26 protein-coding genes and 1 pseudogene are annotated in these 23,554 nt (G+C 71.0%); 11 read left to right on the top strand and 16 right to left on the bottom strand.

Annotation, left to right across the window (positions count from 1 at the left end; genetic code table 11):
- Positions 1-138: 138 nt before the first annotated feature.
- The 9 genes from VQ03_RS12480 to VQ03_RS12520 all read left to right on the top strand — a co-directional run bounded on the left by VQ03_RS12480 (position 139) and on the right by VQ03_RS12520 (position 9,201).
- Positions 139-1,260: an alpha/beta hydrolase gene (locus tag VQ03_RS12480; protein WP_245292062.1), complete on the top strand. Its 1,122-nt coding sequence runs from the start codon at positions 139-141 to the stop codon at positions 1,258-1,260.
- Between the two features lie 9 nt (positions 1,261-1,269).
- Positions 1,270-2,271: an asparaginase gene (locus VQ03_RS12485; RefSeq protein ID WP_048451208.1), complete on the top strand. Its 1,002-nt coding sequence runs from the start codon at positions 1,270-1,272 to the stop codon at positions 2,269-2,271.
- A gap of 293 nt (positions 2,272-2,564) precedes the next feature.
- Positions 2,565-3,062: a tRNA (N6-threonylcarbamoyladenosine(37)-N6)-methyltransferase TrmO gene (tsaA, locus tag VQ03_RS12490; protein ID WP_048451209.1), complete on the top strand. Its 498-nt coding sequence runs from the start codon at positions 2,565-2,567 to the stop codon at positions 3,060-3,062.
- Positions 3,059-3,985, top strand: coding sequence for a quinoprotein relay system zinc metallohydrolase 2 (locus VQ03_RS12495; RefSeq protein WP_048451210.1), 927 nt, complete (start codon positions 3,059-3,061; stop codon positions 3,983-3,985). The genes tsaA and VQ03_RS12495 overlap by 4 nt, the downstream gene beginning before the upstream one ends.
- Before the next feature lie 428 nt (positions 3,986-4,413).
- Positions 4,414-6,216: a lanthanide-dependent methanol dehydrogenase XoxF5 gene (gene xoxF5 / locus VQ03_RS12500; RefSeq protein ID WP_048451211.1), complete on the top strand. Its 1,803-nt coding sequence runs from the start codon at positions 4,414-4,416 to the stop codon at positions 6,214-6,216.
- Between the two features lie 162 nt (positions 6,217-6,378).
- Positions 6,379-7,002: a c-type cytochrome, methanol metabolism-related gene (locus VQ03_RS12505; protein WP_048451212.1), complete on the top strand. Its 624-nt coding sequence runs from the start codon at positions 6,379-6,381 to the stop codon at positions 7,000-7,002.
- A complete protein-coding gene (gene xoxJ / locus VQ03_RS12510; protein ID WP_048451213.1) occupies positions 7,002-7,883 on the top strand; it encodes a rare earth element methanol dehydrogenase accessory protein XoxJ in 882 nt (293 codons plus the stop codon). The genes VQ03_RS12505 and xoxJ overlap by 1 nt, the downstream gene beginning before the upstream one ends.
- Positions 7,884-7,918: 35 nt before the next feature.
- Positions 7,919-8,443 carry a PQQ-dependent catabolism-associated CXXCW motif protein gene (locus VQ03_RS12515; RefSeq protein ID WP_048451230.1) on the top strand — a complete coding sequence of 175 codons (525 nt, stop codon included), beginning with the start codon at positions 7,919-7,921 and terminating at the stop codon, positions 8,441-8,443.
- Positions 8,444-8,496: 53 nt separating this feature from the next.
- A complete protein-coding gene (locus tag VQ03_RS12520; protein ID WP_048451214.1) occupies positions 8,497-9,201 on the top strand; it encodes an SDR family oxidoreductase in 705 nt (234 codons plus the stop codon).
- Here VQ03_RS12520 and folK read toward each other — a convergent pair.
- Genes folK through folP form a run of 3 tightly spaced genes read right to left on the bottom strand, consistent with a single transcriptional unit; the run spans position 9,185 to position 10,872 of the window.
- Positions 9,185-9,712: a 2-amino-4-hydroxy-6-hydroxymethyldihydropteridine diphosphokinase gene (gene folK, locus VQ03_RS12525; protein WP_280948488.1), complete on the bottom strand. Its 528-nt coding sequence runs from the start codon at positions 9,710-9,712 to the stop codon at positions 9,185-9,187. The genes VQ03_RS12520 and folK overlap by 17 nt on opposite strands.
- Positions 9,705-10,082: a dihydroneopterin aldolase gene (folB, locus tag VQ03_RS12530; RefSeq protein WP_245292063.1), complete on the bottom strand. Its 378-nt coding sequence runs from the start codon at positions 10,080-10,082 to the stop codon at positions 9,705-9,707. Before folB ends, folK begins: the two co-directional genes overlap by 8 nt.
- The gene (folP, locus tag VQ03_RS12535) at positions 10,075-10,872 is read right to left on the bottom strand and encodes a dihydropteroate synthase (RefSeq protein WP_083467966.1); all 798 of its coding nucleotides are present in this window, start codon (positions 10,870-10,872) and stop codon (positions 10,075-10,077) included. Before folP ends, folB begins: the two co-directional genes overlap by 8 nt.
- A gap of 268 nt (positions 10,873-11,140) precedes the next feature.
- Here folP and VQ03_RS12540 point away from each other — a divergent pair, with 268 nt between their 5' ends.
- A complete protein-coding gene (locus VQ03_RS12540; RefSeq protein WP_048451217.1) occupies positions 11,141-11,920 on the top strand; it encodes a quinoprotein dehydrogenase-associated SoxYZ-like carrier in 780 nt (259 codons plus the stop codon).
- Between the two features lie 31 nt (positions 11,921-11,951).
- Positions 11,952-12,341 (top strand): VOC family protein, encoded by a 390-nt coding sequence (locus VQ03_RS12545; RefSeq protein ID WP_048451218.1) that lies wholly within the window; start codon positions 11,952-11,954, stop codon positions 12,339-12,341.
- Positions 12,342-12,366: 25 nt separating this feature from the next.
- Here the strand turns inward: VQ03_RS12545 and VQ03_RS12550 are convergent, their stop codons facing one another.
- The 13 genes and pseudogenes from VQ03_RS12550 to VQ03_RS12615 all read right to left on the bottom strand — a co-directional run bounded on the left by VQ03_RS12550 (position 12,367) and on the right by VQ03_RS12615 (position 23,552).
- Complete coding sequence (locus VQ03_RS12550) at positions 12,367-13,002, bottom strand: Uma2 family endonuclease (protein ID WP_048451219.1); 636 nt, start codon at positions 13,000-13,002, stop codon at positions 12,367-12,369.
- 10 nt (positions 13,003-13,012) lie between these two features.
- The gene (locus tag VQ03_RS12555) at positions 13,013-13,939 is read right to left on the bottom strand and encodes a cyclase family protein (protein ID WP_083467962.1); all 927 of its coding nucleotides are present in this window, start codon (positions 13,937-13,939) and stop codon (positions 13,013-13,015) included.
- A 233-nt stretch (positions 13,940-14,172) separates the two neighbouring features.
- Entirely contained in the window at positions 14,173-15,114 is a 942-nt protein-coding gene (locus VQ03_RS12560) for an NmrA family NAD(P)-binding protein (protein WP_083467963.1), read from the bottom strand.
- Between the two features lie 60 nt (positions 15,115-15,174).
- Entirely contained in the window at positions 15,175-15,543 is a 369-nt protein-coding gene (locus tag VQ03_RS12565) for a hypothetical protein (protein ID WP_048451220.1), read from the bottom strand.
- The gene (locus VQ03_RS12570) at positions 15,524-16,201 is read right to left on the bottom strand and encodes a hypothetical protein (protein ID WP_048451221.1); all 678 of its coding nucleotides are present in this window, start codon (positions 16,199-16,201) and stop codon (positions 15,524-15,526) included. Before VQ03_RS12570 ends, VQ03_RS12565 begins: the two co-directional genes overlap by 20 nt.
- The gene (pqqE, locus tag VQ03_RS12575; RefSeq protein ID WP_048451222.1) at positions 16,198-17,349 is read right to left on the bottom strand and encodes a pyrroloquinoline quinone biosynthesis protein PqqE; all 1,152 of its coding nucleotides are present in this window, start codon (positions 17,347-17,349) and stop codon (positions 16,198-16,200) included. The genes VQ03_RS12570 and pqqE overlap by 4 nt, the downstream gene beginning before the upstream one ends.
- A gap of 20 nt (positions 17,350-17,369) precedes the next feature.
- Positions 17,370-18,460, bottom strand: a pseudogene (gene pqqC / locus VQ03_RS12585) (pyrroloquinoline-quinone synthase PqqC).
- A 253-nt stretch (positions 18,461-18,713) separates the two neighbouring features.
- The gene (pqqB, locus tag VQ03_RS12590) at positions 18,714-19,613 is read right to left on the bottom strand and encodes a pyrroloquinoline quinone biosynthesis protein PqqB (protein WP_048451224.1); all 900 of its coding nucleotides are present in this window, start codon (positions 19,611-19,613) and stop codon (positions 18,714-18,716) included.
- Between the two features lie 31 nt (positions 19,614-19,644).
- Positions 19,645-19,734, bottom strand: a complete 90-nt coding sequence (gene pqqA, locus VQ03_RS12595; RefSeq protein ID WP_048451225.1) for a pyrroloquinoline quinone precursor peptide PqqA — start codon at positions 19,732-19,734, stop codon at positions 19,645-19,647.
- 110 nt (positions 19,735-19,844) lie between these two features.
- Entirely contained in the window at positions 19,845-19,934 is a 90-nt protein-coding gene (gene pqqA, locus VQ03_RS12600) for a pyrroloquinoline quinone precursor peptide PqqA (RefSeq protein ID WP_048426854.1), read from the bottom strand.
- Between the two features lie 218 nt (positions 19,935-20,152).
- The gene (locus VQ03_RS12605; protein ID WP_048451226.1) at positions 20,153-20,857 is read right to left on the bottom strand and encodes a response regulator transcription factor; all 705 of its coding nucleotides are present in this window, start codon (positions 20,855-20,857) and stop codon (positions 20,153-20,155) included.
- A 22-nt stretch (positions 20,858-20,879) separates the two neighbouring features.
- The gene (locus VQ03_RS12610) at positions 20,880-22,472 is read right to left on the bottom strand and encodes a sensor histidine kinase (RefSeq protein WP_048451227.1); all 1,593 of its coding nucleotides are present in this window, start codon (positions 22,470-22,472) and stop codon (positions 20,880-20,882) included.
- A 159-nt stretch (positions 22,473-22,631) separates the two neighbouring features.
- A complete protein-coding gene (locus VQ03_RS12615) occupies positions 22,632-23,552 on the bottom strand; it encodes an NAD(P)H-binding protein (protein WP_053078536.1) in 921 nt (306 codons plus the stop codon).
- Positions 23,553-23,554: the final 2 nt, after the last annotated feature.

The following is a 23,554-nucleotide window of genomic DNA, read 5'->3' on the forward strand; positions in this document are numbered from 1 at the left end:
TTTGTAAACCGAAGGTCGGGGGTTCGATCCCCTCCGCCGGCACCACTCGGCCCAGACAGCGGGCTTGCCAGACATAAGGGCTTGCCAGACGAGGATCTTCCGGTCCGCCGCCGCCGGCGATCCTCCCGAGGCGCGACGATGCTTCCGCTCCGCACCCGTCGATGGCTGCTCGCGCTGCCGCTCCTGATGGTGCCGCTGGCCGGCCGGGGGCAGGCCGCCGACGAGGCGGGCCGGCACAGCGGGCCTGTTTCCGTCCTGGCCGACCGCAGCCTCGCGGTGGCGCCGGGCGCCCGCCTGCTGCTCTTCGCATCCGCCGACCTGGACGCCGCCCACCCGGAGATGACGCGGGCGGTGATCGTGCTGCACGGGCGCCTGCGCGACGCCGACGTCTACTATGCCTCCGCGCTCGCCGCCCGGGAGGCGGCGGGCGCGGCCGGGGCCGGGGCCCTGCTGGTCGTGCCGCAGTTCCTCGCCCAGATCGACTGGGCCGCCCACGCCCTGCCGCCGGACGTGCTGCGCTGGACGCTCGAGGGCTGGCAGGGCGGGGACGACGCGCTCGGGCCGAAGCCCTTGAGCTCCTTCGACGCGCTCGACGCGATCCTGGCCCGCCTCGCCGACCGGACCCGCTTCCCGAACCTGACGCGGATCGTGGTCGCCGGGCATTCCGGCGGCGGGCAGGTCGCGCAACGCTACGCGGTCCTGTCCCGGACCGGCGACGCCCTGGCCGCGCGGGACCTGCGCGTGAGCTTCGTCGTCGCCAATCCGAGCAGCTACGCCTATTTCACACCCGAACGGCCCGGCCCGGTCGCGGATTGCCCCGGCTACGACAGCTGGAAATACGGGATGCGGGACCTGCCGCGCTACGCCGGGGGCGCCGTGCCGGCGACCCTGGAGACGGCCTATGTCGCCCGGTCGGTGACCTACTTGCTCGGCGGCCGGGACACCGACCCGCACCATCCCGCCCTCGACAGGAGCTGCATGGCCGAGGCGCAAGGGCCGTTCCGCCTCGCCCGCGGCGAAGCCTATTGGGCGTCCCTGCGGGCGCGGCACCCCGACCTGCGCCAGACCCTCCACGTGGTGCCGGGCGTCGGCCATGACGGCCGACGGATGCTCGGCTCGGCCTGCGGCCTCGCCGCGCTGTTCGACGCACCGGGCTGCGGCCCCGACGGATCCTCCTCCGGCACGAATCCTGCCATGGATCCGACCCTGTCGCCTGCCAGGCCGATGGAGTCCCCGTCCGGGGGCACGAGCACGAGGTAGTTCATCCGCATGACCGCACGTTCCAAGGTCGCCTTCATCGGCACCGGTGGCACCCTCTCGTCGGTGGGCCGCGACAGCCTCGACATCCTCGACTACACCGCGACCGGCGAGCGCCTGGAAGCGGAGGAGATCCTGGCCCGGGTACCGGAGACCCGGGACGTGGCCGAGGTGCTGCCGGTGCGGTACCGGGCGGTGACGAGCCCGGGGGTCGGCTTCTCCGATTGGCGCGCCCTGGTCCTGCTCTGCGAGCGGCTGGTGGCCGAGCACCCGGACCTCGCCGGCCTCGTCATCGGGCACGGCACCGCCACCCTGGAGGAGACCGCCTACGCGCTCAGCCTCACGCTCACGGTCGACCGGCCGGTGGTGCTGGTGGGCTCGCAGCGGCCGATCAGTGCCCTGTCGAGCGATGCCGGGCTCAACCTCGTCGCCGCCCTGCGCACCGCGGCGGCGCCGGAATCCCGCGGGCGCGGCGTGTTGGTGGTGCTCAACGACGAGATCCAGGCCGCCCGCGACGTGACCAAGACCTCGGTCGCCCGGCTCCAGACCTTCCGGACCCCGGATTTCGGCGTGCTCGGCCAGGTCGACGGCCCGCATGTGCGCTACTACCGCCGGCCCGAGCGCCGGCACGCCCCCGACACGCCGTTCGACATCCGCGGCCTCGACGCCCTGCCGCGGGTCGACATCTCGTATTCCTACGCCGATGCCGACGGCACGGCGGTGCGGGCCTTCGCCGCGGCGGGCGCCCGGGGCATCGTCTCGGCGGGTCTCGCCCCGGGCATGACCCCGCCGGCAGAGGCCGAGGCCTTGGGCCGGGCGGTCGCCGCCGGCATCGCCGTCGTGCAATCGACCCGGGCCGGGAGCGGCGTGGTGCCGGCGACGAAGCGTCTCGCCGAGCTCGGCATCCTGAGCGCCGACAACCTGACGCCGCAGAAGGCCCGCATCCTCCTGGCGCTCGCCCTCACGGTGACCCGCGACCCGGCCGCCCTGGCCGAGATCTTCGCCACTTACTGAAACCCGCAAGACCGTGCGCCTGGGCAGCGGCTCGATCCGCCGGGCGATTGCCAGGCGAGCCGGCCCCGCTCTGAGCAGACTTGCGGTGGCAAGCGAACGCCTCGTCCGCTTAGGTTCTTGTTCGGTCGCAGATTTTTGTCGCAAAACCGGCTACCACTTTTGCGAAATCTGCTTAGGCTCTCACGGCCGGGCTTGACGACTGCCCCCGCGGGTCGGTCCGGCGGCAGGTCGGGCCGGCGCAGTCTGAACACCTTCGTCTGCGCCCGACCTGCTCGAAGGGGGGAATCGACCCGATGGTGCGCCTCGACGAGATCCGGACCGGCGAGGTCGCGGTGGAGATGCCCGCACCCATCGATGCCGGGCTCGTCTTCATCGGCCGCATCCGGACCCCCTGGACCGACCGCCTCGGCTGCCCGCGCCAGGGCCGGGCCGACGGGCCGGTCTGCCGGATCGAGGTGTTCCCGCCCTGGCGCGACGCCCTCGACGGCGTCGCGCTCTACGAGCGCCTGGAGGTGCTCTACTGGCTCGACCGCTCGCGGCGCGACCTGGTGCGCCAGAGCCCGGCCGATGACGGGACCACCCGGGGCACCTTCTCCCTTCGCTCGCCGGTGCGGCCGAACCCGATCGGCACCAGCATCGTCACTCTGGTCCGGGTCGAGGACGGCCTGGTGCATGTGCGCGGCCTCGATTGCCTCGACGGCACGCCCCTTCTCGACATCAAGCCGGACCGTACCCTGTTCACGCCCCTGGCGCCGCCCCAGGCCGGCGATGCGGAAGCCGGCGATCCGTGAGGCTCGCCAGCACGCTCCTCCTCGTCCTGACGCTCCTCTGGGCCCCGGCCCGGGCCGGGGACGACCCCGTCACGCCCCTGCCGATGCAGGAGGTCGCGCCGGGCGTCTTCGTCTACGCCGCGCCCTACGCGCTGGCCGGGCGCGGGAATGCCGGGGCGATCGCCAATGTGGGCTTCGTGATCGGGCGCGACGCCGTCGCGGTGATCGATACCGGCGGCAGCCTGCGGGCGGGGCAGCGCCTGCTCGCGGCCCTGCGGCAGCGCACCGCCCTGCCGGTGCGCTACGTGATCAACACCCATGTCCATCCCGACCACCTGCTCGGCAACGCCGCCTTCGCGGGGGAGGGCACGACGGTCGTCGGCCACCGCGCCTTGCCGGAGGCCCTGGCGGCGCGGGCGGACAGCTACCTGCGGTCCAATGCCGACCTCGTCGGCCCCGACTTCGCCGGCACCCGGATCGTGCCGCCGACCCTGCTGGTCTCGTCGCGCCTCGACCTCGACCTCGGCGAGCGTGCGCTTCACCTCGAGGCCTGGCCGACCGCCCATACAAACAGTGACCTGACGATCCGCGACCAGGCGACCGATACCTGGTTCCTCGGCGACCTCCTGTTCGTCGGCCACGTGCCGGCCCTCGACGGGCGGCTCACCGGCTGGATCGCGACCCTGCGCGCCCTTCGGTCGCGGCCGGCGGCCCGGGTGGTGCCCGGCCACGGCCCCGCCGCCGTGCCGTGGCCGGCCGCCGCCGGGCCGATCGACCGCTACCTCGCGGCTCTCGAGGTCCAGGTCAGGGCGATGGTGCGCGACGGCGCGCCGATCGGCGAGGCGGGCCGGGCCGCGCAGAGCGAAGCGGGCGAATGGACCCTCTTCGACGACTTCAACGCGCGCAACGCCACCACCGCCTACCAGGAATTGGAATGGGAGTAGGCGGCGACCTACGGTTACGCTCGTCCGGACAGATATCGTCGTCCGAGGGCTAGCAAACTCGAATACGACCGCGTGATGTTGCGCAGCACAATTTCCATACTGCTATGCAGCATGGAAGGGGTTATATACCTTAGTTATGAACTTCGGGGTCGGGCCAGGCCGCCCTGCGGCAGGCTGGTGTGTTGACGGCGCCCCAATTTCTCTTAGAGTTCCTTCAAGCTTCGGTTTCAACGGTGCCGCCAGGGGAAGGCGGTGTTCGGTTCGCAGACACGGCAAGGCCCTGCCCGGGCTCCCTTCGCGCCAGTCCCGCTGGCGGCCGGTTGTGACACGCTGCCGAAGCCAACGACATCCCCAAACGCTAACAACAGGAACCGGTCCGCAGCGTCCCATCCGGGGCGTGCGGCAGAATGCACCTGTCGGAGGAATCCATGAGAGCGGTCCATCTCCTTGCGGTGAGCGCTGGTATTCTCGGCATCGCCCCGGCGCTCGCGAACGAAGACGTTCTGAAGCGCACGGCCAACCCGGCCGAGCAGGTTCTGCAGACGCTCGACTACGCCAACACGCGCTATTCCAAGCTCGACCAGATCAACACCGGCAACGTCAACAAGCTGCAGGTGGCCTGGACCTTCTCGACCGGCGTGCTGCGCGGCCACGAGGGCTCGCCGCTGGTCGTCGGCGACGTGATGTTCGTGCACACGCCGTTCCCGAACATCGTCTACGCGCTCGACCTGAACCAGGATGGCAAGATCATCTGGAAGTACGAGCCGAAGCAGGATCCCAACGTCATCCCGGTGATGTGCTGCGACACGGTGAACCGTGGCCTGGCCTATGCCGACGGCGCGATCTTCCTGCACCAGGCCGACACCACCATCGTGTCGCTCGACGCCAAGACCGGCAAGGTGAACTGGTCGGTGCAGAACGGCGATCCGAAGATCGGCGAGACCAACACCGCCACCGTGCTGCCGGTGAAGGACAAGCTGATCGTCGGCATCGCCGGCGCCGAGTACGGCATCCGCGGCCACATCACCGCCTACGACCTCAAGACCGGCAAGCAGGCTTGGCGCGCCTACAATCTCGGCCCGGATTCCGAGATGAAGATCGACCCGGAGAAGACCACCGAGCTCGGCAAGCCGGTCGGCAAGGACTCGTCGCTCAAGACCTGGGAAGGCGACCAGTGGAAGACCGGCGGCGCCTCGACCTGGGGCTGGTACTCCTACGATCCGAAGCTGAACCTCGTCTATTACGGCACCGGCAACCCGTCGACCTGGAACCCGAAGCAGCGCCCGGGCGACAACAAGTGGTCGATGACGATCTTCGCCCGTGACGCCGATACCGGCGTGGCGAAGTGGGTCTACCAGATGACCCCCCACGACGAGTGGGACTATGACGGCATCAACGAGATGATCCTCACGGATCAGAAGATCGGCGACAAGGAGCGTCCGCTCCTGACCCACTTCGATCGTAACGGCTTCGGCTACACCCTCGACCGGGCCACCGGCGAGCTGCTCGTCGCCGAGAAGTACGATCCGGCGGTGAACTGGGCCACCAAGGTCGACCAGGACAAGTCCTCGAAGACCTACGGTCGCCCGCTCGTCGTCGCCAAGTACTCGACCGACCAGAACGGCGAGGACACCAACTCCAAGGGCATCTGCCCGGCGGCGCTCGGCTCCAAGGACCAGCAGCCGGCGGCATTCTCGCCCAAGACCAACCTGTTCTACGTGCCGACCAACCACGTCTGCATGGACTACGAGCCGTTCCGGGTGAGCTACACCCCGGGCCAGCCCTATGTCGGTGCGACCCTGTCGATGTACCCGGCGCCCAACAGCCATGGCGGCATGGGCAACTTCATCGCCTGGGACAACGTGGCCGGCAAGATCAAGTGGTCGAACCCCGAGCAGTTCTCGGTCTGGTCGGGCGCTCTCGCCACCGCGGGTGACGTGGTGTTCTACGGCACGCTCGAAGGCTACCTGAAGGCGGTCGATGCCAAGTCGGGCAAGGAACTCTACAAGTTCAAGACCCCGTCGGGCATCATCGGCAACGTGATGACCTTCCAGCACAAGGGCAAGCAGAACATCGCCGTGCTGTCGGGCGTCGGCGGCTGGGCCGGCATCGGCCTCGCGGCCGGCCTGACCGACCCGAATGCCGGCCTCGGCGCGGTCGGCGGCTACGCCGCCCTGTCGAACTACACCAACCTCGGCGGCCAGCTCACGGTCTTCAACCTGCCGAACTGATCGACCGGTACGGGCTCGTAAGGCGGCCTCCGCCTTCATGTCTCAGACCTAAGTCCGGGCCGGCGCGGGTATCCGCGCCGGCCTCCTTATGATTATGTTATCATCAGAGCTGCCGGGCGCCGACTTGGGCCGCAGCTCAATGATATCAGGGAGAAGCGTCCTTTGCGTAACCTCAGCAAAGTTGTCCTGCGGCCACTCGCGGCCGGCCTCGCCCTAGCAACCGTCGCGATGGTTGCCGTACATGCTGAGGATGCCAAGAAAGCCGATGCGAAGCCGGATCCGGCCCTCGCCAACCAGCTCAACCCCAACGACAAGACCGCCGAGCCCGACGAGAAGCTGCTCGCCAAGGACGCCGCCGTGAAGGTGGAGGACGGCAAGTATTTCGACGCCGCCGGCGCTCCGACCTTCCACATCACCGACAACGGCAAGAAGGTCGACTGGTACACCTATTCGGGCTACCGCCGCTATCACGCCGAGTGCCACGTCTGCCACGGCCCGGACGGCATGGGCTCGACCTACGCCCCGGCCCTGAAAGACTCGCTGAAGTATCTCTCCTACGAGGAGTTCGTCGGCATCGTCGTCGGCGGCAAGCAGGACGTGAACTCGTCGACCCAGAAGGTCATGCCGGCCTTCGGCGACAACAAGAACGTCACCTGCTACATGGACGACCTCTACGTCTACCTGAAGGCGCGGGCCGCCGGCGCGATGGGCCGGATTCGGCCGGGCGAGAAGGAGGACAAGCCGGAGGCGGCGCGCAAGCAGGAGAAGGAGTGCCTGGGCGGCTGATGGCGCGGGCACCTCTCACGGCGATCATCCTGGCGGCCGGCCTCGCGCTGGCCGCTTCCGCGCGGGCACAGACCTTGCCGGACCTCGTCACGCCCGACGTGCTGCGGGTCTGCGCCGATCCCGGCAACATGCCGTTCTCGGAGCGTCAGGGCGACGGCTTCGAGAACCGCATCGCGGCGATCATCGCCGACGAGCTGAAGGTGAAGCTCCGGTACTACTGGCTCACCCAGGGGCCGGGCTTCGTGCGCAACACCCTCGGCACCGGCCTGTGCGACGTGATCGTCGGATCGGCCTTCGGCAGCGAGCTGGTGCAGCACACCAACCCCTATTACCGCTCCGCCTATGTCCTGGTGTCGCGCCACGGCACCTTCGAGGGCCTGACCGGGCTCGACGACCCGCGCCTCAAGGGCAAGGCGATCGGCGTCATCGTCGGCACGCCCCCGGTCGAGCGGATGGGGGCGGTCGGCCTCGTCCCGACCATGAAGCCCTATCCACCCTACCAGTTCGACCCGGCGCGCAGGCACCAGACCGTCTCGGCCGAGATCGTCGCCGACGTGGCCTCGGGCAAGCTCGACGCCGCAATCCTCTGGGGACCTGCCGCCGGCCGGCTCGCCAAGGAGGCCGGCAAGGAGGCTGGCAAGGAGCCCGGGAACCAGGCCGGTGCCCTCGACCTGGTGCCGCTGCTGCGCGAGCCCGACCGGCCGCCGCTCTCCTACCGCATCGCCATGGGGGTGCGGCACGGCGAGAACGAGTGGAAGCGGATCCTCAACACCGCCCTGCGCAAGCGCCGGGCCGAGATCGAGGCGGTGCTGCGCGACTACGGCGTGCCGCTCCTCGACGAGGAGGAGAACCGGCTGCTGCCGGAGGCTCCGAAGCCGTGAGGCCGGTCACCGTGAGGCCGATCTCCACGAAACCGATCTTGGCGGCCCTGCTGCTGGTCCTGACGGCGAGCGCGGCCCGGGCCGCCCCGCCCGAGCCCGGCGATTACCGCCAGGAGGATTACCGCAGCCCGACGCCCGCGACCTTGCGGGGCGCCGAGACGATCGCCACGCCTCAGGCCGAGCGGCTGTGGCGGGCCGGCGTCGCCTTCATCGACGTGATGCCGCGGCCACCCAGGCCGGTCGCGCTGCCGCCCGGCACGATCTGGCGCGATGCGCCCCATGACAGCATTCCGCGGGCGCAGTGGCTGCCCAATACCGGCTTCGGAGCGCTGGCGCCGCAAACCGAGGAGTACTTCCGGCACGGCCTCGCGGCGGCGACGGGGGGGAACGTCGAGAAGCCCGTGGTCCTGTTCTGCCAGCGGAACTGCTGGATGTCGTGGAACGCCGCCCGGCGCGCCGTCTCGCTCGGCTACCGGCACGTCCACTGGTACCCGGACGGGACCGACGGCTGGGCCGAGGCCGGCCTGCCCCTCGAGAGGCTAAGCCCCGCGGCGCCGTGACGCTGAGCCCCGCACGTGGCATGCAGGCGCACGTCAGAACCGGGAGCACCATCATGAGCAGCGAACGCGTCGCCATCGTCACCGCCGGCGGCAGCGGCATGGGGGCCGCGGCCGCCCGCAAGCTGGCGGAGGAGGGGTTCCGGGTCGCGATCCTGTCCTCGTCGGGCAAGGGCGAGACCCTGGCCGAGTCCCTCGGCGGCCTCGGGGTGACGGGCTCGAACCAATCGCCGGACGACCTCGCCCGCCTCGTCGATCGCACGATGGAGCGGTGGGGGCGGGTCGACGTGCTGGTCAACAGCGCCGGGCACGGCCCGAAGGGGCCGCTCCTCGACCTGACCGACGAGGACTGGACCCGCGGGATGGAGGTCTATTTCCTCAACGTGGTGCGGCCGACCCGCCTCGTCACGCCGATCATGCAAAGGCAGGGCGGCGGGGCGATCATCAACATCTCGACCTTCGCGGCCTTCGAGCCCGAGCAGGCCTTTCCGACCTCGGGCGTCTTCCGTTCGGGGCTCGCCGCCTTCACCAAGCTCTTCGCCGACCGCTACGCCCCCGACAACATCCGGATGAACAACATCCTGCCGGGCTTCATCGACAGCCTGCCGGAGAAGCCGGGCATCCGCGACCGCATTCCCCTCGGCCGCTACGGACGCGAGGACGAGATCGCCGCCGTCGTCGCCTTCCTGGCATCGGACGGAGCGGGCTACATCACCGGGCAGAACCTGCGGGTGGACGGCGGGATCACCCGGTCGGTGTAGGGCGCCCCGCCGGGGCGGGGTCGTCCACCGGCTCGATCCCGCTCCGGTCGAGCCGCGCCAGCGCCTGCCCCACCGTCTCCCCGCCGATCACCAGGTCCGGGGCGATCTCGGCCAGCGGCACCAGCACGAAGGCGCGCTCGCGCAGGAAGCGGTGGGGCAGCACCAGGCGCTCGTCGGAGATCGCGGCTCCGGCATAATGCAGCACGTCGATGTCGATCACCCGCGGGCCCCAGCGGCGCTCGCGCACCCGGCCGAGGCGGGCCTCGGCGGAGAGGCAAGCCTCCAGAAGGGCGTGGGGCGACAAGGTCGTCTCGAGCCCGAGGGCGGCGTTGAGGAACCAGTCCTGGTCGGTGTCGCCCCAGGGCGGGGTGCGGTAGTTGCGCGAGCGCGCCGTCACCGTGATGCCGGGCGTGGCGGAGAGCGCGGCCACCGCCGCGTCGAGCATCGCGGCCTTGTCGCCGAGATTGCTGCCCAGTCCCAGATACGCCTCGGCCGGAGATGCCTCAACCACGACGCATCCTCGTGATCTCGACCGCGACGCCGTCGAGCACCAGCGGCACCGGCGCGCCGGGCTTGTCGATCCGCACGGTGAGGCCCCTCAGCGTCGGGAAGGCGGCGAGCGCCTCCTGGGCGATGGTCTCGGCCAGGGCCTCGATCAGCCGGAAACGGCGCTCGGTGGCGATGCGGTGGGCGAGGCCCGCGAGGTCGGCATAGCTCACCGTGGCGGCGATCTCGTCGCTCCGGCCGGCCTCGCCGAGATCGAGATGAGCCTCCAGCGAGAGGTAGAAGCGCTGGCCCAGCACCTCCTCCTCCGGCAGCACGCCGTGCCGGGCGAAGACGGCGAGGCGGTGGATCAGGATGCGGTCCAGGGCCTCAGGCAAGGGAGCGGTCTCCTGCGCGGGAGGCGGGCCGGGTGATCGCATCGACCACCTGGCAGGCTTCGACATGGGGGCGCACGTCGTGGACCCGGACGATGTCGGCCCCCAGCGACGCGGCGGCGACATGGGCGGCGATGGAGCCGAACAGCCGGTCGGCCGGTGCCGTCGCGGCGTTGTGGATGCGCCCGAGCACCGACTTGCGCGACACGCCGACGAGGAGGGGGAAGCCGAGGGCCTTCAGCTCGGGGAGGCGCCGCAGGGCCTCCAGATGCTGCTCCCAGCTCTTGCCGAAGCCGATCCCGGGATCGAGCACGATGTCGCGGTCGGGGATGCCGGCCCGGCGGGCGATGGCGAGCGAGCGCTCGAAGAAGGCCCGCATCTCGTCCATGATGTCGAGGCTCGGGTCGATGGTCTCGCGGTTGTGCATGACGACGACCGGCGCGCCGTGATGGGCCGCGACCGTGGCGATCTCCGGCTCCCGCTGGAGGCCCCAGACGTCGTTGACGATGCGGGCCCCCGCCTTCAGCGCGACGTCCGCCGTCGAGGCCTTGTAGGTGTCGATCGAGATCGGGACGGGGAGGGCGGGGCCGAGCGCGCGGATCGCCGGCAGCACCCGGGCCTGCTCCTCCTCGGCCGGGACCGGGACGTGGCCGGGCCTCGTCGATTCGCCGCCGATATCGAGGAGGGCCGCGCCTTCCTCCACCAGGCGGGCGGCCTGCTCCCGGGCCGCGTCGAGGTCCTGGAAGCGGCCGCCGTCCGAGAACGAGTCCGGGGTGACGTTCAGGATGCCCATCACCAGGGTGCGGCGGCCGAGTTCCGGCAGCAGGGCGGCGAGTGCAGACACGGGGCGACGATCCTTGAGGCGACCGCCCCGGGATAGGCCGGCGGGCGCCGTCGCGCAACGGCACCCCGCCGATCACCATCCGGCGAGACGCCGCCCGAAACGGCGCCCTGCCAGGGACTTATCCTGGTCTCGGCCGTGAGCGTCCTCTACATTGGTCGCAAGAGGCGAGAGAGGCCGCTCCAGGCCCGCATCGGGAGAATGCCATGAGGGTCATGCCATGAGAGTGTTGACGGCCCTGGGCGTCGTGGTGGCCCTGGCCGGGCCGGCCGCGGCGCAGGACGAGCGGCCCGAAACCACCTGGACCGAGCTGCGCCCCAGCATCCTGGGCGGGCGCCCGATCCGGGACGGGGCCGGGCTGGTGAGCCTCGAGGCGCCCAAGCGCGCCGAGGACGCCGCCATCGTGCCGGTGACGCTCCGTATCGCGCTGCCCGAGGGCGATGCCCGCCGGGTGCAGAGCCTGACCCTGGTGGTGGACGAGAATCCCTCGCCGGTGGTCGGCACGATCCGGTTCGCGGCACCGCAGCGCCGTTTCGACCTTTCCACCCGCATCCGGGTGAATTCCTACTCGTATGTCCGCGCCATCGCCGAGACCGAGGATGGCGGCCTCTACATGACCAAGGCCTACGTCAAGGCGGCGGGCGGCTGCTCGGCACCGGCGGTCAAGGACCCGGCCGAGGCCAAGGCCCATCTCGGCGAGATGCGCTTCCGCGCCTTCGCGGATCGCGGCGAGGCGCAGGTCCAGGTCCGCCACCCGAACTATTCCGGTCTCCAGATGGACCAGGTGACCCGGCTCTACACCCCGGCCTGGTTCGTCGAATCCTTGAGCGTGCGCCAGGGCGAGACGCCGCTCTTCTCGATGACCGGCGGCATCTCGATCAGCGAGGACCCGACCTTCCGCTTCTCCTACGCGGGCAACGCCGAGCCGGTAACCGTGGCGGCCAAGGACACCGAGGGCAGGGTGTTCACCCGGACTTTCCCGGCGGGCGGTGGCACCTGACGGCGCAAGCGCCACCAGGAGAGATTCGACGATGCGGCTCGGCTACCTGATCCTGTACGTCCCGGACGTTGCGGCGAGCGTCGCGTTCTACCAGCGCGCCTTCGGGCTGGCACCGCGCTTCGTCCACGACAGCGGGCAATATGCGGAGCTGGAGACCGGCGGGACGGCGCTGGCCTTCGCGGAGGAGGGCTTCGTCGCCCAGACCTGCCCGGGCTTCCGCCTGAACCGCCGCGCCGAGGCGCCGGCCGGGTTCGAGGTGGGCCTGATCGCCGAGGATGTCCCGGCGGCCTTCGCGCGGGCCGTCGCGGCGGGGGCGCTGCCGGTGGCGGAGCCGGTGACGAAGCCGTGGGGCCAGGTCGTCGCCTATGTACGGGACGGGGACGGCGTGCTGGTGGAGCTGTGCAGCGCCATGGGCGGGTGATCCCTTCGTCGGAGGGGACCGATCGTCACGCAAGCCGCTGGCGCGGGCGCAGATGCGTGCCGGCATAGAGCGATCCGACCGGGCAGCGGAGCCCGAAGCCCGGCAGGTCCAGTACGGCATCCGGTTCGGCCAGGCACCGCGCCACCCATCCGTCCGGGCCGCGCTCCCAGACCACGACGTCGATGCGGTTTTGCTCGACGATCAGAACCACCCGGCAGGCTTCGTGCGCCCGGTAGAGCCGGGTCTTGGCATCGATCCAGGGCAGCCCGTCCGGAAGCACCGGCTCTTCGTCGGTGCCAGACACCACCTCGGCCAGGAGGTGGGCGCGATCGACCAAGCGGCGCCCGGCCACCGGATCGTCATCGATCACCGCCACGTCCGGCTCCGGCCGGTAAGCCCCGGCGAAGCCCAGGCCCGCCAGCACGGCAGGGCCGAGCCCGAGTTCGAGGCCCGGGCGCTGCACCGCCTCGCGGTCGGGATCGTGGTGTTCCAGGGCGTCGTTCAGCAGGCGTTCGAGGTTGCTGGCGATCCGGTTGTGATCGATCGGCGGCGGCGCCGTCATGACCGGCGTCCCAGCGATCAGCTCCCAGCGCTCCTCGTCGGGCCGGCCCTCCTGGAAGAACCGGAACGCCGCGGCGGAGAGGCGGCCTTGCATCGTCATCGGGATCTCCTCACGGCCCCGTCGGCCGCATCACCCCGTCGGCGTCGCGCCGCAGGGGTGCGGGCTGTTGCGGCAGGGGCGCGCCCGGCACTGCGTCGACGCTGACGCCGTGCGGCCAGCTCGCCGGCGCGATGGCGACGTAGCGGGCATAGCCCCCGGTGCCACCGAGCGGCTTGGCGAAGCCGATGGAGATCAGCGCCCCGGCCTCCGGCACCTGGTCGAGATTCGTCACCCCTTCGGCTTGGGCGAAGTTGTTGTGCATCAGCCAGGCCTCGCCTTCGAGGTTCGGCGTCGTGTCGGTGTCCAGCGGCTCGTGGCCGTGGAACAGGATCTTGCGCTCCAGGTGCAGGAATTGCAGCGCCGCGAGGCTCACCCCCGGAAACGGCTTCTGCCGGAAGCGCTCGGCCTCGGCCCAGCGCTTCGACCAGTCGGAGCGCACCATCACGACCGCGCCGGCCGGGATCCGGCCGTGCTTCTCCTCGTAGGCCGCGATGTCGGCGACCTGGAGGTGGTAGCCCTCGTCGCGGGCGACCTTGGCTGCGATGTCGATCACCGCCAGCGGCCGCAGGGTGTAGGTCGCCGGCAGGTCGCTGATCGTCGCGCCGCGTGGGTTCCAATGCGCCGGCGGATCGAGCTGGGTGCCGTACTGGTCGGTCGGCAGGTCGTAGGCGGTGGCGACGAAGCCGTGGGTCTCGTAGGTGAAGACGTCGCCGTCCTTCGCGAAGCCTTCGAGGGTGCGGCCGGCCCGGGCCGGCTTGAACCGGGCGCCGGCAAAGCCCGGCCAGACCGGCTGCACCGGCGCGAAGGCGTGGGTGAGGTCGATGTACTTCGCCGACCGGAGCTTCTGGTCGTAGAGCGACCACAGGGAGAGGTCGTCCGCCAGCGCCGGGCGGACGAGAAACCCCGCCGCCGCCACCATTCCGATGAGCCGCTTCATCGCGCATCCCCGCCGATCACCGGCTCCCAGAGTGCCGGCCCATCGGCGGGGCCGCAACCGCCAGGATCAGGATCCGGGGAGACTCGGCCCTGCGGAGGCCTGCCCGGCGACGTCATGAGACCTGGGCGGTCGAGCGCTTGCGCATCACCCAGAAACGGCAGAGGTGGCCGCCGGCAAATCCCGCAGCGGGGCGCAAGCCGCACCTTGCTTCGCCACGCCGCGGAGACGGCTCCCTACCGACGCCCGAGCACGTCCCGCACCCCGGTCCAGGCCAGCCCCGGATAGCGGTCGTTGTCGAGGGGAGCGAGCTTGCCTCGCCCTTCGAACATGTCGCGCAGGTACTGCATGCCCTGCCAGGCCGGGAACACCTGATCCCGCCCGGGAGCGAAGGCGCGGGCCAGTGCGATCATCGGGGTCAGCAGGCCCGGGCCGCCGAGACGCAGAACCGTGAAGGGCTGGCCGGTCGCCTCGCTCGCCGCCTGCGCCAGTCCTCGGGCGGTGGTCACCTCGCCGGCGATGCGCAGGATCCGCGGCGTCTCCGGGTCGAGGGCGGCCCGCGCGGTGTAGGCGGCGATGTCGTCCATGGCGGTGAAGTCGAGGGGCTGGTCGGGGTCGTCGAAGCTCAGGACGCGCCGGAGGCCGAACTGGATCAGCGGCATCTCCCCGGTCAGCATGTCCAGGAAGGCGCCGTTGAGGACCGAGGTCGCGCGGATCGGCGCCCGGTCGAGCCGGGCGTGAAAGTCCCGCCGCAGATCGAGGTTGCGGTTTCGACCGGGCGGCGTCCTGGTGAAGTCGAGGGCGAAGTCGGAGGGGATGAAGCGCGGCACCCCGGCCGCTGCTGCGGCATCGAGGAGCACGGTCTGGGCGTCGAGAATCGTGTCGGCGAGGCCGTTCAGGGCCGAGACCACGCAAGCGACGTCGGCGCAGGCCGGGGTCACCGTCGCGGCGTGGTGGAGATCGACCGCGACCACCTCAAGGCCGAGGCGCCGCAGCGGCTCCGTCCGGACGAGCGGGGTGCCGGGCCGCACCAGCACCCGCACGGGGGCGCCACACGCCGCGAGGGCTCGGACGATGCGGGTGCCGAGGCCGCCGGTGGCGCCGGCCACCAGCACGCGGCCGCTCCCGCCCGCTCCCTTCCCGTTCTCCGCCTGCCTGTCGCCGGTCCGATCGCTCATCGCCGCGCTCCGCCTCGCCCTGCCGGCAATCGGTGCGGCGCCCGACGGTTCCGGAACCGGTCAGTTCGCACTCGGCCGGTAGCAGCGGATCTCCGCCTCGGCCTGGGCCCGGCGCAGCTCCGCCACCTTGTCGTCGAACATCTTGGTCGAGCGGAACTCGTTGGCGCGCTGGCCGATGCCCTGGCGCATCCCGAGGATCGTCGAGGCCTGGACGTACTTGTCGTAGGGCAGGATCGCCGCGATGGCGTCGATCGAGCAGGCGCATTTCGTCAGCGCCTCGCGGGTCTGGCCGTTGGCCGCCATGCAGCCGAACACGTAATCGGCCCGCGCCTCGGTCGGATAGTCGTTGTCGTCGGCCCGCGCGGAGCCGAGGCCGGCAGCGGCCACCAAGCCGCCCGCGAGGAGCGCCTTAACCAGCGTTCGGTTCATAGGTCAGCGTTTCCTGCAGCAGAATCCCGCCTTCCGGGTTCGTCGCCCGAACGTCGATCGAGACGATCTGGCCGGGCACCTTCGGCGAGACCACGAAGGTGTAGGTCAACCCGTCGAAGCCGCGCAGGCGGTCGCGCACCGGATCGTCGACGAAGGGCCGCGCCACGATGCGCCACCCTGGCACGGTCTTGCCGTCCACCCCGGCCTCGGTCGGGGTGACGGTCGCGGATTCGCGCAAGGCCCGCCGGATGGCATTCTTGATGTAGCGCGGATTGCCCTTGAGCACCTTGGCGAGGTCGTCGAGATGGTGCTCGAGGAAACGCACCAGGACGGGATTGCCCGGCATGTCCTCGTAGGTGGCGGTCGGCATCCGGCGCTCGCCGGAGAACATCTCGACCTTGAGGTTGCGGGTCTCAGGCGTCGCGCCCGGTGCCACCTCCTCGCGAATGCGGTCCTCGACCGGGGGGCCGAACGGCGCGCCGTCGATGCCGCTGAAACGGGTGTAGCGGTAGGACAGGGCGCGGCCCGGGGCCGCATCGGTGAGCTGGTTGGTCTCGAACAGCAGCGTCGTGGCGGTGGGTGGCGCTTCCGGCGTGCCTTGCGCGGCGGCGGGGCCGGCGAGCGTGGCCAGGATGGCGACCAGGACGAGACCTTTCACACGGGCGCTCCCTCGGGCACGGCGGTGCGAGGCGCGCCGCCGATGGTGCGGTACTGATAGTCGGGCGCGGTTTCCAGCGCCGATTCGGCGATCGCCAAGGCCTGCACCTTGCCGTGCAGGGGCGAGAGCGAGCAGGCCGGGTCGGTGGCGGCGGCGTCGCCGGCGAGGGCCAGGGCCTGGCAGCGGCAGCCGCCCCAATCCTTCTCGCGCCGGTCGCAGGAGCGGCAGGGCTCCTGCATCCAATCGGTGCCGCGATAGGCCCGGAAGGCCGGCGAGTCGGCCCAGATCTGCGCCAGGGAATGGTCCTGGACGTGCCAGAATTCCAGACCCGGGATCGTCTCGGCGGCGTGGCAGGGCAGGACCTTGCCGGTGGGGGTGACGTTCATCAGCCGCCGGCCCCAGCCGCCGGCGCAGGCCTTGGGATACTTGGCGTAGTAATCCGGCACCACGAGGTCGATGACGAGCTGGCCTTTGAGCCGCTCGCGCGCCTCCTCGACGGTGCGGATCGAGCGGTCGACATCGGCCTTCGCCGGCATCAGGGCGGCGCGGTTGACGTAGGCCCAGCCGTAATACTGGGTATGGGCCACTTCCAGGCGCTTGGCGCCGAGGCGGACGGCGAGATCGATCAGCGCCGGCACCTCGGCGATGTTGCCGCGATGGATCACGGCGTTCAGCGTGAGGGGCAGGCCGAGCGCCGTCACCCGCTCGGCGAAGGCGAACTTTTGCGGCTGCGCGTTCTTGAGGCCGCCGATCCGCTCGGCATTCGCGGCCTCGACCGCCTGGACCGAGAGCTGCACGTGGTCGAGCCCGGCCTCGGAGAGGGCATCGAGCTTGTCGAGCGCGCCCGCCACCCCGGAGGTGATCAGGTTCGAGTAGAGGCCGAGCTCGGCGCAAGCGCGGGTGATCTCGACGATGTCCTGCCGCGCCGTTGGCTCGCCGCCGGAGAGGTGGACATGGAGCACGCCGAGGGAGGCCGCCTCGGCGAGCACCCGCTGCCAGGTCGCCGTGTCGAGTTCGGCCGAGCGCCGGTCGAGCTCGAGCGGGTTCGAGCAATAGGGGCAGCGCAGGGGGCAGCGATGGGTCAGCTCGGCGAGGAGCCCGATCGGGGCCGGCAGGGCAGGGGAGCTGGCATGTGTGACGGCGTTCATGACTGTCCCTCCCGGGGGCCTCAGGCCGCCGGCACGGTCTCGAGCACGCGCTTGAGCAGCAGGCCGTCCAGCATGGTGATGACGTCGGGTTCGATGATGCTGCGGTCGGTCTCGTATTGCTGCGCCAGCGCCTCGGCGATGGCCCGGATGCTCCGCGACCCGTCGACCAGGCCGAGCACCGCCACGGCGTTCTGGTCGAGGTCGAAGGTGCGCTCGGGCGCGAGCAGCACGTGGGCGTTGCGCACCGTGTCGTGGCGCAGCCGCACCCCGCGGGGCAGGCGCGGCACGCTGTCGGGGGTCAGGCTCATGCGCCTTCTCCGGCGCGCAGCCCTTCGCCCGGGCGCCAGGCATCCGGCGGGACCATGCCGGGTGCCACATAGGCGAAATAGAGCGCGTCGAGCTGAGTCCACAGCACGCTGCACTTGAAGCGCAGCGCATCGAGGGCCTGGGCCTGCTGCTCCGGCGTGACGGCGTGGCGCTTCACGTAGTCGAGGGCGAAATCCGCGTCCCGGGGCGCCTGGGTCAGGCGTTTGTCGAAATAGGCCAGGGTGTCGCGGGTGATGAAGTCGTAGTTCTTCAGCATCCCGGAGACCCGCTCCGAGATGATGGTCGGCGAGAACATCTCCGTGAGCGAGGAGGCGATGGCCTCCAAGAGCGAGCGCTCGGCGACGAAATGCACGTAGGCCTCGACCGAGAAGCGCGTCGCCGACAGGATGCCTTTGGTCGAGAGCACGTAATCGCGCGCGAAGCCGACGCCCTCGGCGAGCTTGAGCCAGCGCTCGATCCCGCCGTCGCCCTCGTGGTCGCCGTCATGGTCGACGATGCGCTGGCGCCAGATCCGGCGAAGGTTCGCTTCCGGCAGCCGCGCCAGCAGGGTGGCGTCCTTCACCGGGATCATCGCCTGGTAATAGTAGCGGTTGAGCGCCCAGGCCCGGACCTGATCCTTGTCGAGCTTGCCGTCGTGCAGCAGACGGTGGAACGGATGCAGGTTGTGGTAGCGCCGCGCCCCGATCTCGCGCAGGGCCGCCTCGAGCTCCGCCGGGGAGAGCAGGCGGTCCGCGGTCTCGGTCGGGCCGGGGTCGGACGGACTGTCGGACGGACTCTTGGGCATGGCGAGGGAGGCGGTCATGGCGTCGGGCGTCCTGGCGTATCCGGTTTCTTCGTTATCAACGATCCCGTGATCGGGAGATTGATCGGCTGCGAGGAGCGGTCAAGGGCGACCAAAGTGCCCGGGGCGGTGTTCCTGTGACACCGACGCTTCGAGGCCGAATGCAGGCGTCGCTCTCCTGGCGATTCCGGGCTGCCTGGGATCGCCAGGAGGTGTGGGAAAGGGGTTCCGCGCTCCTCCCGTCGAGGAATGAACCTCACAGGCGCAGCGTCAGCCCGTCATGGGCCACCGTCCAGCCCGCCGCCTCGATTCCGCGGCGCTCATCCGAATTCTCGACCAGCACCGGATTGGTGTTGTTGATGTGCACGAAGATCCGCCGGCCGATCGGCACCTCGGCGAGGGCCGCCACCGAGCCGTTCTCGCCGCTCATCGGCACATGGCCCATGCGCCAGCCGGTCTTGGTGCCGACACCGGCGCGGATCATGTCGTCGTCGGCGAGCACCGTCCCGTCGAAGAGCAGCGCGTCGACCCCGGCGATCCGGTCCTTGAAACCCTCGGTGACGCGGGCGCAGCCCGGCACGTAGGCCAGGCGCCTGCCACCGGCTTCGATCATCGCCCCGACCGTGCTCTCGGTCTCGGCGCCGATCTCCGGCGTGCCGTCCTCCAGCCAGAGCGGCACCTTGCCGGGAACCGGGAACAGGGTGACGGTGAGGCCCGGCGCCGGCGAGAATGGCTCGCCCAAGGCGATCTCGGCGCGCTCCACCACGCCCGGGGCCATGACGTCGAAGACGCGGTTGGCCGCGATCGAGTCGAGGATGCCGCGGGTCGCGTGGAGGCGGAAGGGCTGGCCCTCGCGCAGGGTGAGCAGGCCCGCGACGTGATCGACGTCGCCGTTGGTGAGCAGCACCGCCCGGATCGGCGAGTGGCGCAGGCCCTCGCGCGGATGCAGGGCCGGCGTGTCGGACAATTGCTGGCGGATATCCGGCGAGGCGTTCACCAGGAGCCAGGAATCGCCGTCGGCGGAGACGGCCAGGCTCGACTGGGTGCGGGCCAGAACCCGGCGGTCGCCCGCCCGGGCCATGGCGCAGATCGGGCAGCGGCAGTTCCACTGCGGCACGCCCCCGCCCGCGCCGGAACCCAGAACGATGGCCTGCATGGTTCGGTCCCGGTGCGGTGGTCCAATCCCGTCAGTTGAAGGGATCGATCTCGGCGGATTCGTACGAGGTGACTTCCATGCCGACGCAGATCTCGGCGACGACGGGCAGCGACCACTTCATGGCATTCCTCCTTCGACTTCGGCGGATGGCCGGCTCGGTATGGCCGGCATTCTCTCGAACGGTGAGCGCCATCCGGCGGCGACCGCCGGAGGCGCCTACCGGATAGGCCCTTAGTTGAAGGGATCGATCTCGGCCGACTCGTAGCTGGTGACTTCCATGCCGACACAGACCTCGGCGACGACGGGCATCGACCACTTCATGGCGTTTCTCCTGGGCTGCGAGAACCTCTAAGAGGTTCTTAAGACGTTGGAATGACAGTGATTTCTGTCACAAGGGATATATCGGCAATCGAGGCACGGAGTGCAAGCGCTATTTTGCCGAAAGTCTGGGACAGGCGGAGCCGCCTTTTCTCAGACCGGTCTTATTGTGCATGATCGACAAGGATTTAGCCAGCATAAATTGCGCCCAAAATAATTTCTCACTGGCGAAATCCGGCCTCGTGGAGGTCGAGGAGGAAGCCGCGGCCGCGCACCGTGACGAGGCTCGGGCCGCCGGCCCGGACGATGTCGGCGAGCTTGGTGCGCAGGTAGCCGACATAGACGTCGACGACGTTGAGGGAGAGGCCGCCCTGGCTGGCCCACAGCCGGTCGAAGATGTCGCCCCGCGTGACAGGGCGGTTCGCCTGCTCCATCAGGATTGCCAGCAGCTCGGCCTCGCGCTGGGTCAGGCGGGCCGTGAGCTCGCCGAACCGGACCTGCCGCGTGGCGAGGTCGAGGGAGAGGCGTCCGGCGCTGACCAGGGTGCGGGCCTCGCCGCTGGAGCGCCGCCGCTGCAGGTGGGTGCGAAGGCGGGCGAGCAGTTCGTCGAAGACGAACGGCTTGACGATGTAGTCGTCCGCCCCGACCGTCAGGCCGTCGACCCGATCGCCGACCTCGTCCTTGGCGCTCAGGAACAGAATCGCGCCCGGATAGCCGCCCTCCCGCAGGCTGCGGCAGACGTCGTGGCCCGAGCCGTCCGGCAGCATGTTGTCGAGCAGCACCGCCTCGGGCACCCGGTCCCGGGCCGCGGCCAGGGCCTCGTCGACGCCTCCGGCCAGATCGACGGCGAAGCCCTCGGCGCTCAAGCCGCGCGCCAGCATGGCGCGGATGTCGCCGTCATCCTCGACGATGAGCACGCTCGTCATGCGCGCCGTCCCGGTTGCCCGCTCATGCGGCATCCTCCCTCGTGTCGTCGCCGGGCAGCTCCAGGGTGACCCGGGCGCCGAATGCCCGCCCGTCCATCCCCCCTGACTCCAGGCGGATCGCGCCATCATGGCGCTCAACGACCCAGCGCGCCAGAGCGAGCCCGATGCCGAAGCCTGCCGAAGCCGGACCGGCCCCTTCCCCGCGGCGGAAGCGCTCGAACAGGGCGTCGGCCTCCGGCGGGAAGCCCGGCCCGTCATCCGTCACCGTGATGGCGGCGCCGGTGCCGCGGGGCGTGAAGCCCACGCTCACCCGGGTGGCGCCGGCGGCGTGGCGCAGGGCGTTGTCGATCAGCCCCTCGACGATCTGACGCAGCCATTCGGCATCGGCCAGCACCTCGGCATCCGCCGGGCTCGGCTCCAGCGCCAGGGCGATGCGCCGGCGCCTGGCTTCCGGTGCGCAGCTCTCCACCGCCTCGGCCAGGATGGCGGCCAGGCTCGACGGCCGGCGCTCCAGCGCGATCTGGCCGGATTCCGAGCGGGCGATCCGCAGCATGTCGCCGACCCGGCGATGCAGCCGCAGGGCCCGCTTGCGGATGGTGGCGATGACCGGCCGGAAATGGTCGGGCGTGTCGGGGGAGCGGGCGGCGAGGTCGCACTCGCCGAGGATCACGGTGAGCGGCGTGCGCAGCTCATGGCTGACATCGGCGAAGAAGCGCCGGCGCGAGCGGTCGATCTCCTCCAGCCGCGCGTTGGCACCGCGCAGGTCGGCAGTGGCGCGGGCGACGATCTCCTCGAGGGCGGCCCGGTCGGCGGCGACCCGCGCCTCGCGGCGCTTCAGCCGTGCCGCCATCCGGTTGAAGCTGGCGACGAGCAGGCCCAGCTCGTCGCGGCTCGCCACGGCTAAGCGGGTGTCGAGCTCGCCCCGGCCGATCGCGGCGGCCCCGGCGCGGATCGCCTCGATCCGCCGCAGGATCGGCCGGGTCAGGCTCTGGTGCAGGAGGAGGAGCAGCAGCACGATCAGCAAGGCCGCCGCCACCGCGACGCCCCGCATCCGCGCCGCCAGCGTCCGGACCTCCGCCGCGGAGGCCTCGACCGCCCGGCGCTCGGCCTCGACCAGGAAGGTGAGGGGCTGGCCCGTCACCGCCCCGAAAGCGTTGAGCGCCCCCCTGACGGCGTCGGCGCGACGGGCCGGGTCCGGCTCGCGCTGGATCTGCGCCACCTGCCGGTCGAGCATGGCGCGGGCCGCCCGCAGGCGGGCCAGCGGTCGGGCCCGGGCGGTGTACTGGGTGCGGTCGAGGACCCCGCCGGCCCCGGCGACGGCGCGGCTCAGTCCCTCGTCGACGGCGTTGAGCGCCCGGTCGACCTCGTTGCGGGCATTGGCCAGGCGCTCGGGCCGGCCCGGATTGTCGCCCACCGCCTCGACGGCGGCGAGCCCGAACTCGGTCAGGCGCCCGGACAGCTCGGCGATCAGTTCCAGGCGCACCTGCGCGTCGAGCGTCGCGTCGAGGGTGCGCTCGGCGGCGTGCATTGCTCCGTAGAGCCCGATCGCGGCCAGCACCACGAGGGCGGCCGCGCTTCCGACCAGCAGCCCGAAGCGTACCCTGAGCGATCCCATCCCGGCCGTGTCCTCCTCTCTTGGTAGCATCCTGCACGGGATCGCCGGGGAGGGCGAGACGACGAGCGAGCGTGGCGCACGCATTCCCGGTCGCCCTCCCTCGCCTTCGGCACCTGCCTCGGTATCGACGCGACAGGTCGATGGACCCGGCCGTCCGTGTCAGCGCGGGCCCTGATCCCGCAGGCATCCGAGCCCGGCGAGCGTGTCCCGCACCGCCCGATCGAGCGGCGTATGCGGCTCGGCACCCAGGAACGCCACCAGCCCTTCATTGCTCATCCGCAAGGGCTCCCGCCACAGGTAACGCATCTCGCGGATCTCCCGGGCCAGCGGCCAGAATGGGGCGGCCAGCGGCAGGAGGCCCCAGGGGAAGCGCCGCACCCGGACCTCGCGCCCGACCGCGCGGGCGATCGCCGCGACCATCTGCCGGCCGTCCGGGTCCCAGTGGCCGTCCATGTTGAAGGCGGCAAAGCGCGGCAGCTCCGCCTCGCGCTCGGCCAAGCGCACCATCGTCTCGGCGACGTCGGGCAGGTAGGCCCATTGGTGGCCGATCCCCGGAAAGCCGGGATCGAGCACCGTCCGCACCGGCTTGCCCGGCCGCACCAGGGCGGCGGTGAACCAGGAATTGGCGGTGGTGCGCGGCCCGAAGAAGTCGCCGGCCCGTACCACCAGGCTGCGCACGCCCGCTTCGCGCAGGCGCGCCTCCATGGCGATGCGGATGCGGCCCTTGGCTGTCCGGGGCGTCTGGGGGGCGTCGGCACCCGGGTTCGGGCCGGCGTCGCGGCCGTAGACATAGACGTTGCCGGGCAGGAGCAGGCGGGCCTGCGCGGCCTGGGCCGCCGCGATCGAGGCATCGAGCATCGGCAGCACCAGCCGGTCCCAGTCGCGGTAGCCGGGCGGATTGACCGCGTGGACGATCAGCGACGCGCCCGAAGCGGCGGCGGCCACGTCCGCCGGGATCATGGCGTCGCCCCGCCTCCAGTCCAGCCCGTCCGCCGCGGAGGCGACCCGGCCGGGATCGCGGTGAAGGGCCCGCACCACCCATCCCCCGGCGGCGAGGCGCCGCGCCACCGCACCGCCCACCC

Source organism: Methylobacterium tarhaniae (assembly GCF_001043955.1).
Lineage (GTDB): Bacteria > Pseudomonadota > Alphaproteobacteria > Rhizobiales > Beijerinckiaceae > Methylobacterium > Methylobacterium tarhaniae.

Coding starts and splice junctions, on each gene's coding strand:
- pqqA (WP_048451225.1), bottom strand. CDS start 19,734: ATGAAGTGGTCGCTGCCCGTCGTCGCCGAGATCTGCGTCGGCATGGAA.
- VQ03_RS12550 (WP_048451219.1), bottom strand. CDS start 13,002: ATGACGATGCAAGGCCGCCTCTCCGCCGCGGCGTTCCGGTTCTTCCAG.
- folP (WP_083467966.1), bottom strand. CDS start 10,872: ATGGGCATCCTGAACGTCACCCCGGACTCGTTCTCGGACGGCGGCCGC.
- VQ03_RS12560 (WP_083467963.1), bottom strand. CDS start 15,114: ATGAGCGATCGGACCGGCGACAGGCAGGCGGAGAACGGGAAGGGAGCG.
- VQ03_RS12540 (WP_048451217.1), top strand. CDS start 11,141: ATGAGAGTGTTGACGGCCCTGGGCGTCGTGGTGGCCCTGGCCGGGCCG.
- xoxF5 (WP_048451211.1), top strand. CDS start 4,414: ATGAGAGCGGTCCATCTCCTTGCGGTGAGCGCTGGTATTCTCGGCATC.
- VQ03_RS12605 (WP_048451226.1), bottom strand. CDS start 20,857: ATGACGAGCGTGCTCATCGTCGAGGATGACGGCGACATCCGCGCCATG.
- pqqA (WP_048426854.1), bottom strand. CDS start 19,934: ATGAAGTGGTCGATGCCCGTCGTCGCCGAGGTCTGTGTCGGCATGGAA.
- VQ03_RS12485 (WP_048451208.1), top strand. CDS start 1,270: ATGACCGCACGTTCCAAGGTCGCCTTCATCGGCACCGGTGGCACCCTC.
- VQ03_RS12545 (WP_048451218.1), top strand. CDS start 11,952: ATGCGGCTCGGCTACCTGATCCTGTACGTCCCGGACGTTGCGGCGAGC.
- VQ03_RS12520 (WP_048451214.1), top strand. CDS start 8,497: ATGAGCAGCGAACGCGTCGCCATCGTCACCGCCGGCGGCAGCGGCATG.
- VQ03_RS12480 (WP_245292062.1), top strand. CDS start 139: ATGCTTCCGCTCCGCACCCGTCGATGGCTGCTCGCGCTGCCGCTCCTG.
- VQ03_RS12565 (WP_048451220.1), bottom strand. CDS start 15,543: ATGAACCGAACGCTGGTTAAGGCGCTCCTCGCGGGCGGCTTGGTGGCC.
- pqqB (WP_048451224.1), bottom strand. CDS start 19,613: ATGCAGGCCATCGTTCTGGGTTCCGGCGCGGGCGGGGGCGTGCCGCAG.
- VQ03_RS12555 (WP_083467962.1), bottom strand. CDS start 13,939: ATGAAGCGGCTCATCGGAATGGTGGCGGCGGCGGGGTTTCTCGTCCGC.
- pqqE (WP_048451222.1), bottom strand. CDS start 17,349: ATGAACGCCGTCACACATGCCAGCTCCCCTGCCCTGCCGGCCCCGATC.
- xoxJ (WP_048451213.1), top strand. CDS start 7,002: ATGGCGCGGGCACCTCTCACGGCGATCATCCTGGCGGCCGGCCTCGCG.
- VQ03_RS12610 (WP_048451227.1), bottom strand. CDS start 22,472: ATGGGATCGCTCAGGGTACGCTTCGGGCTGCTGGTCGGAAGCGCGGCC.
- tsaA (WP_048451209.1), top strand. CDS start 2,565: ATGGTGCGCCTCGACGAGATCCGGACCGGCGAGGTCGCGGTGGAGATG.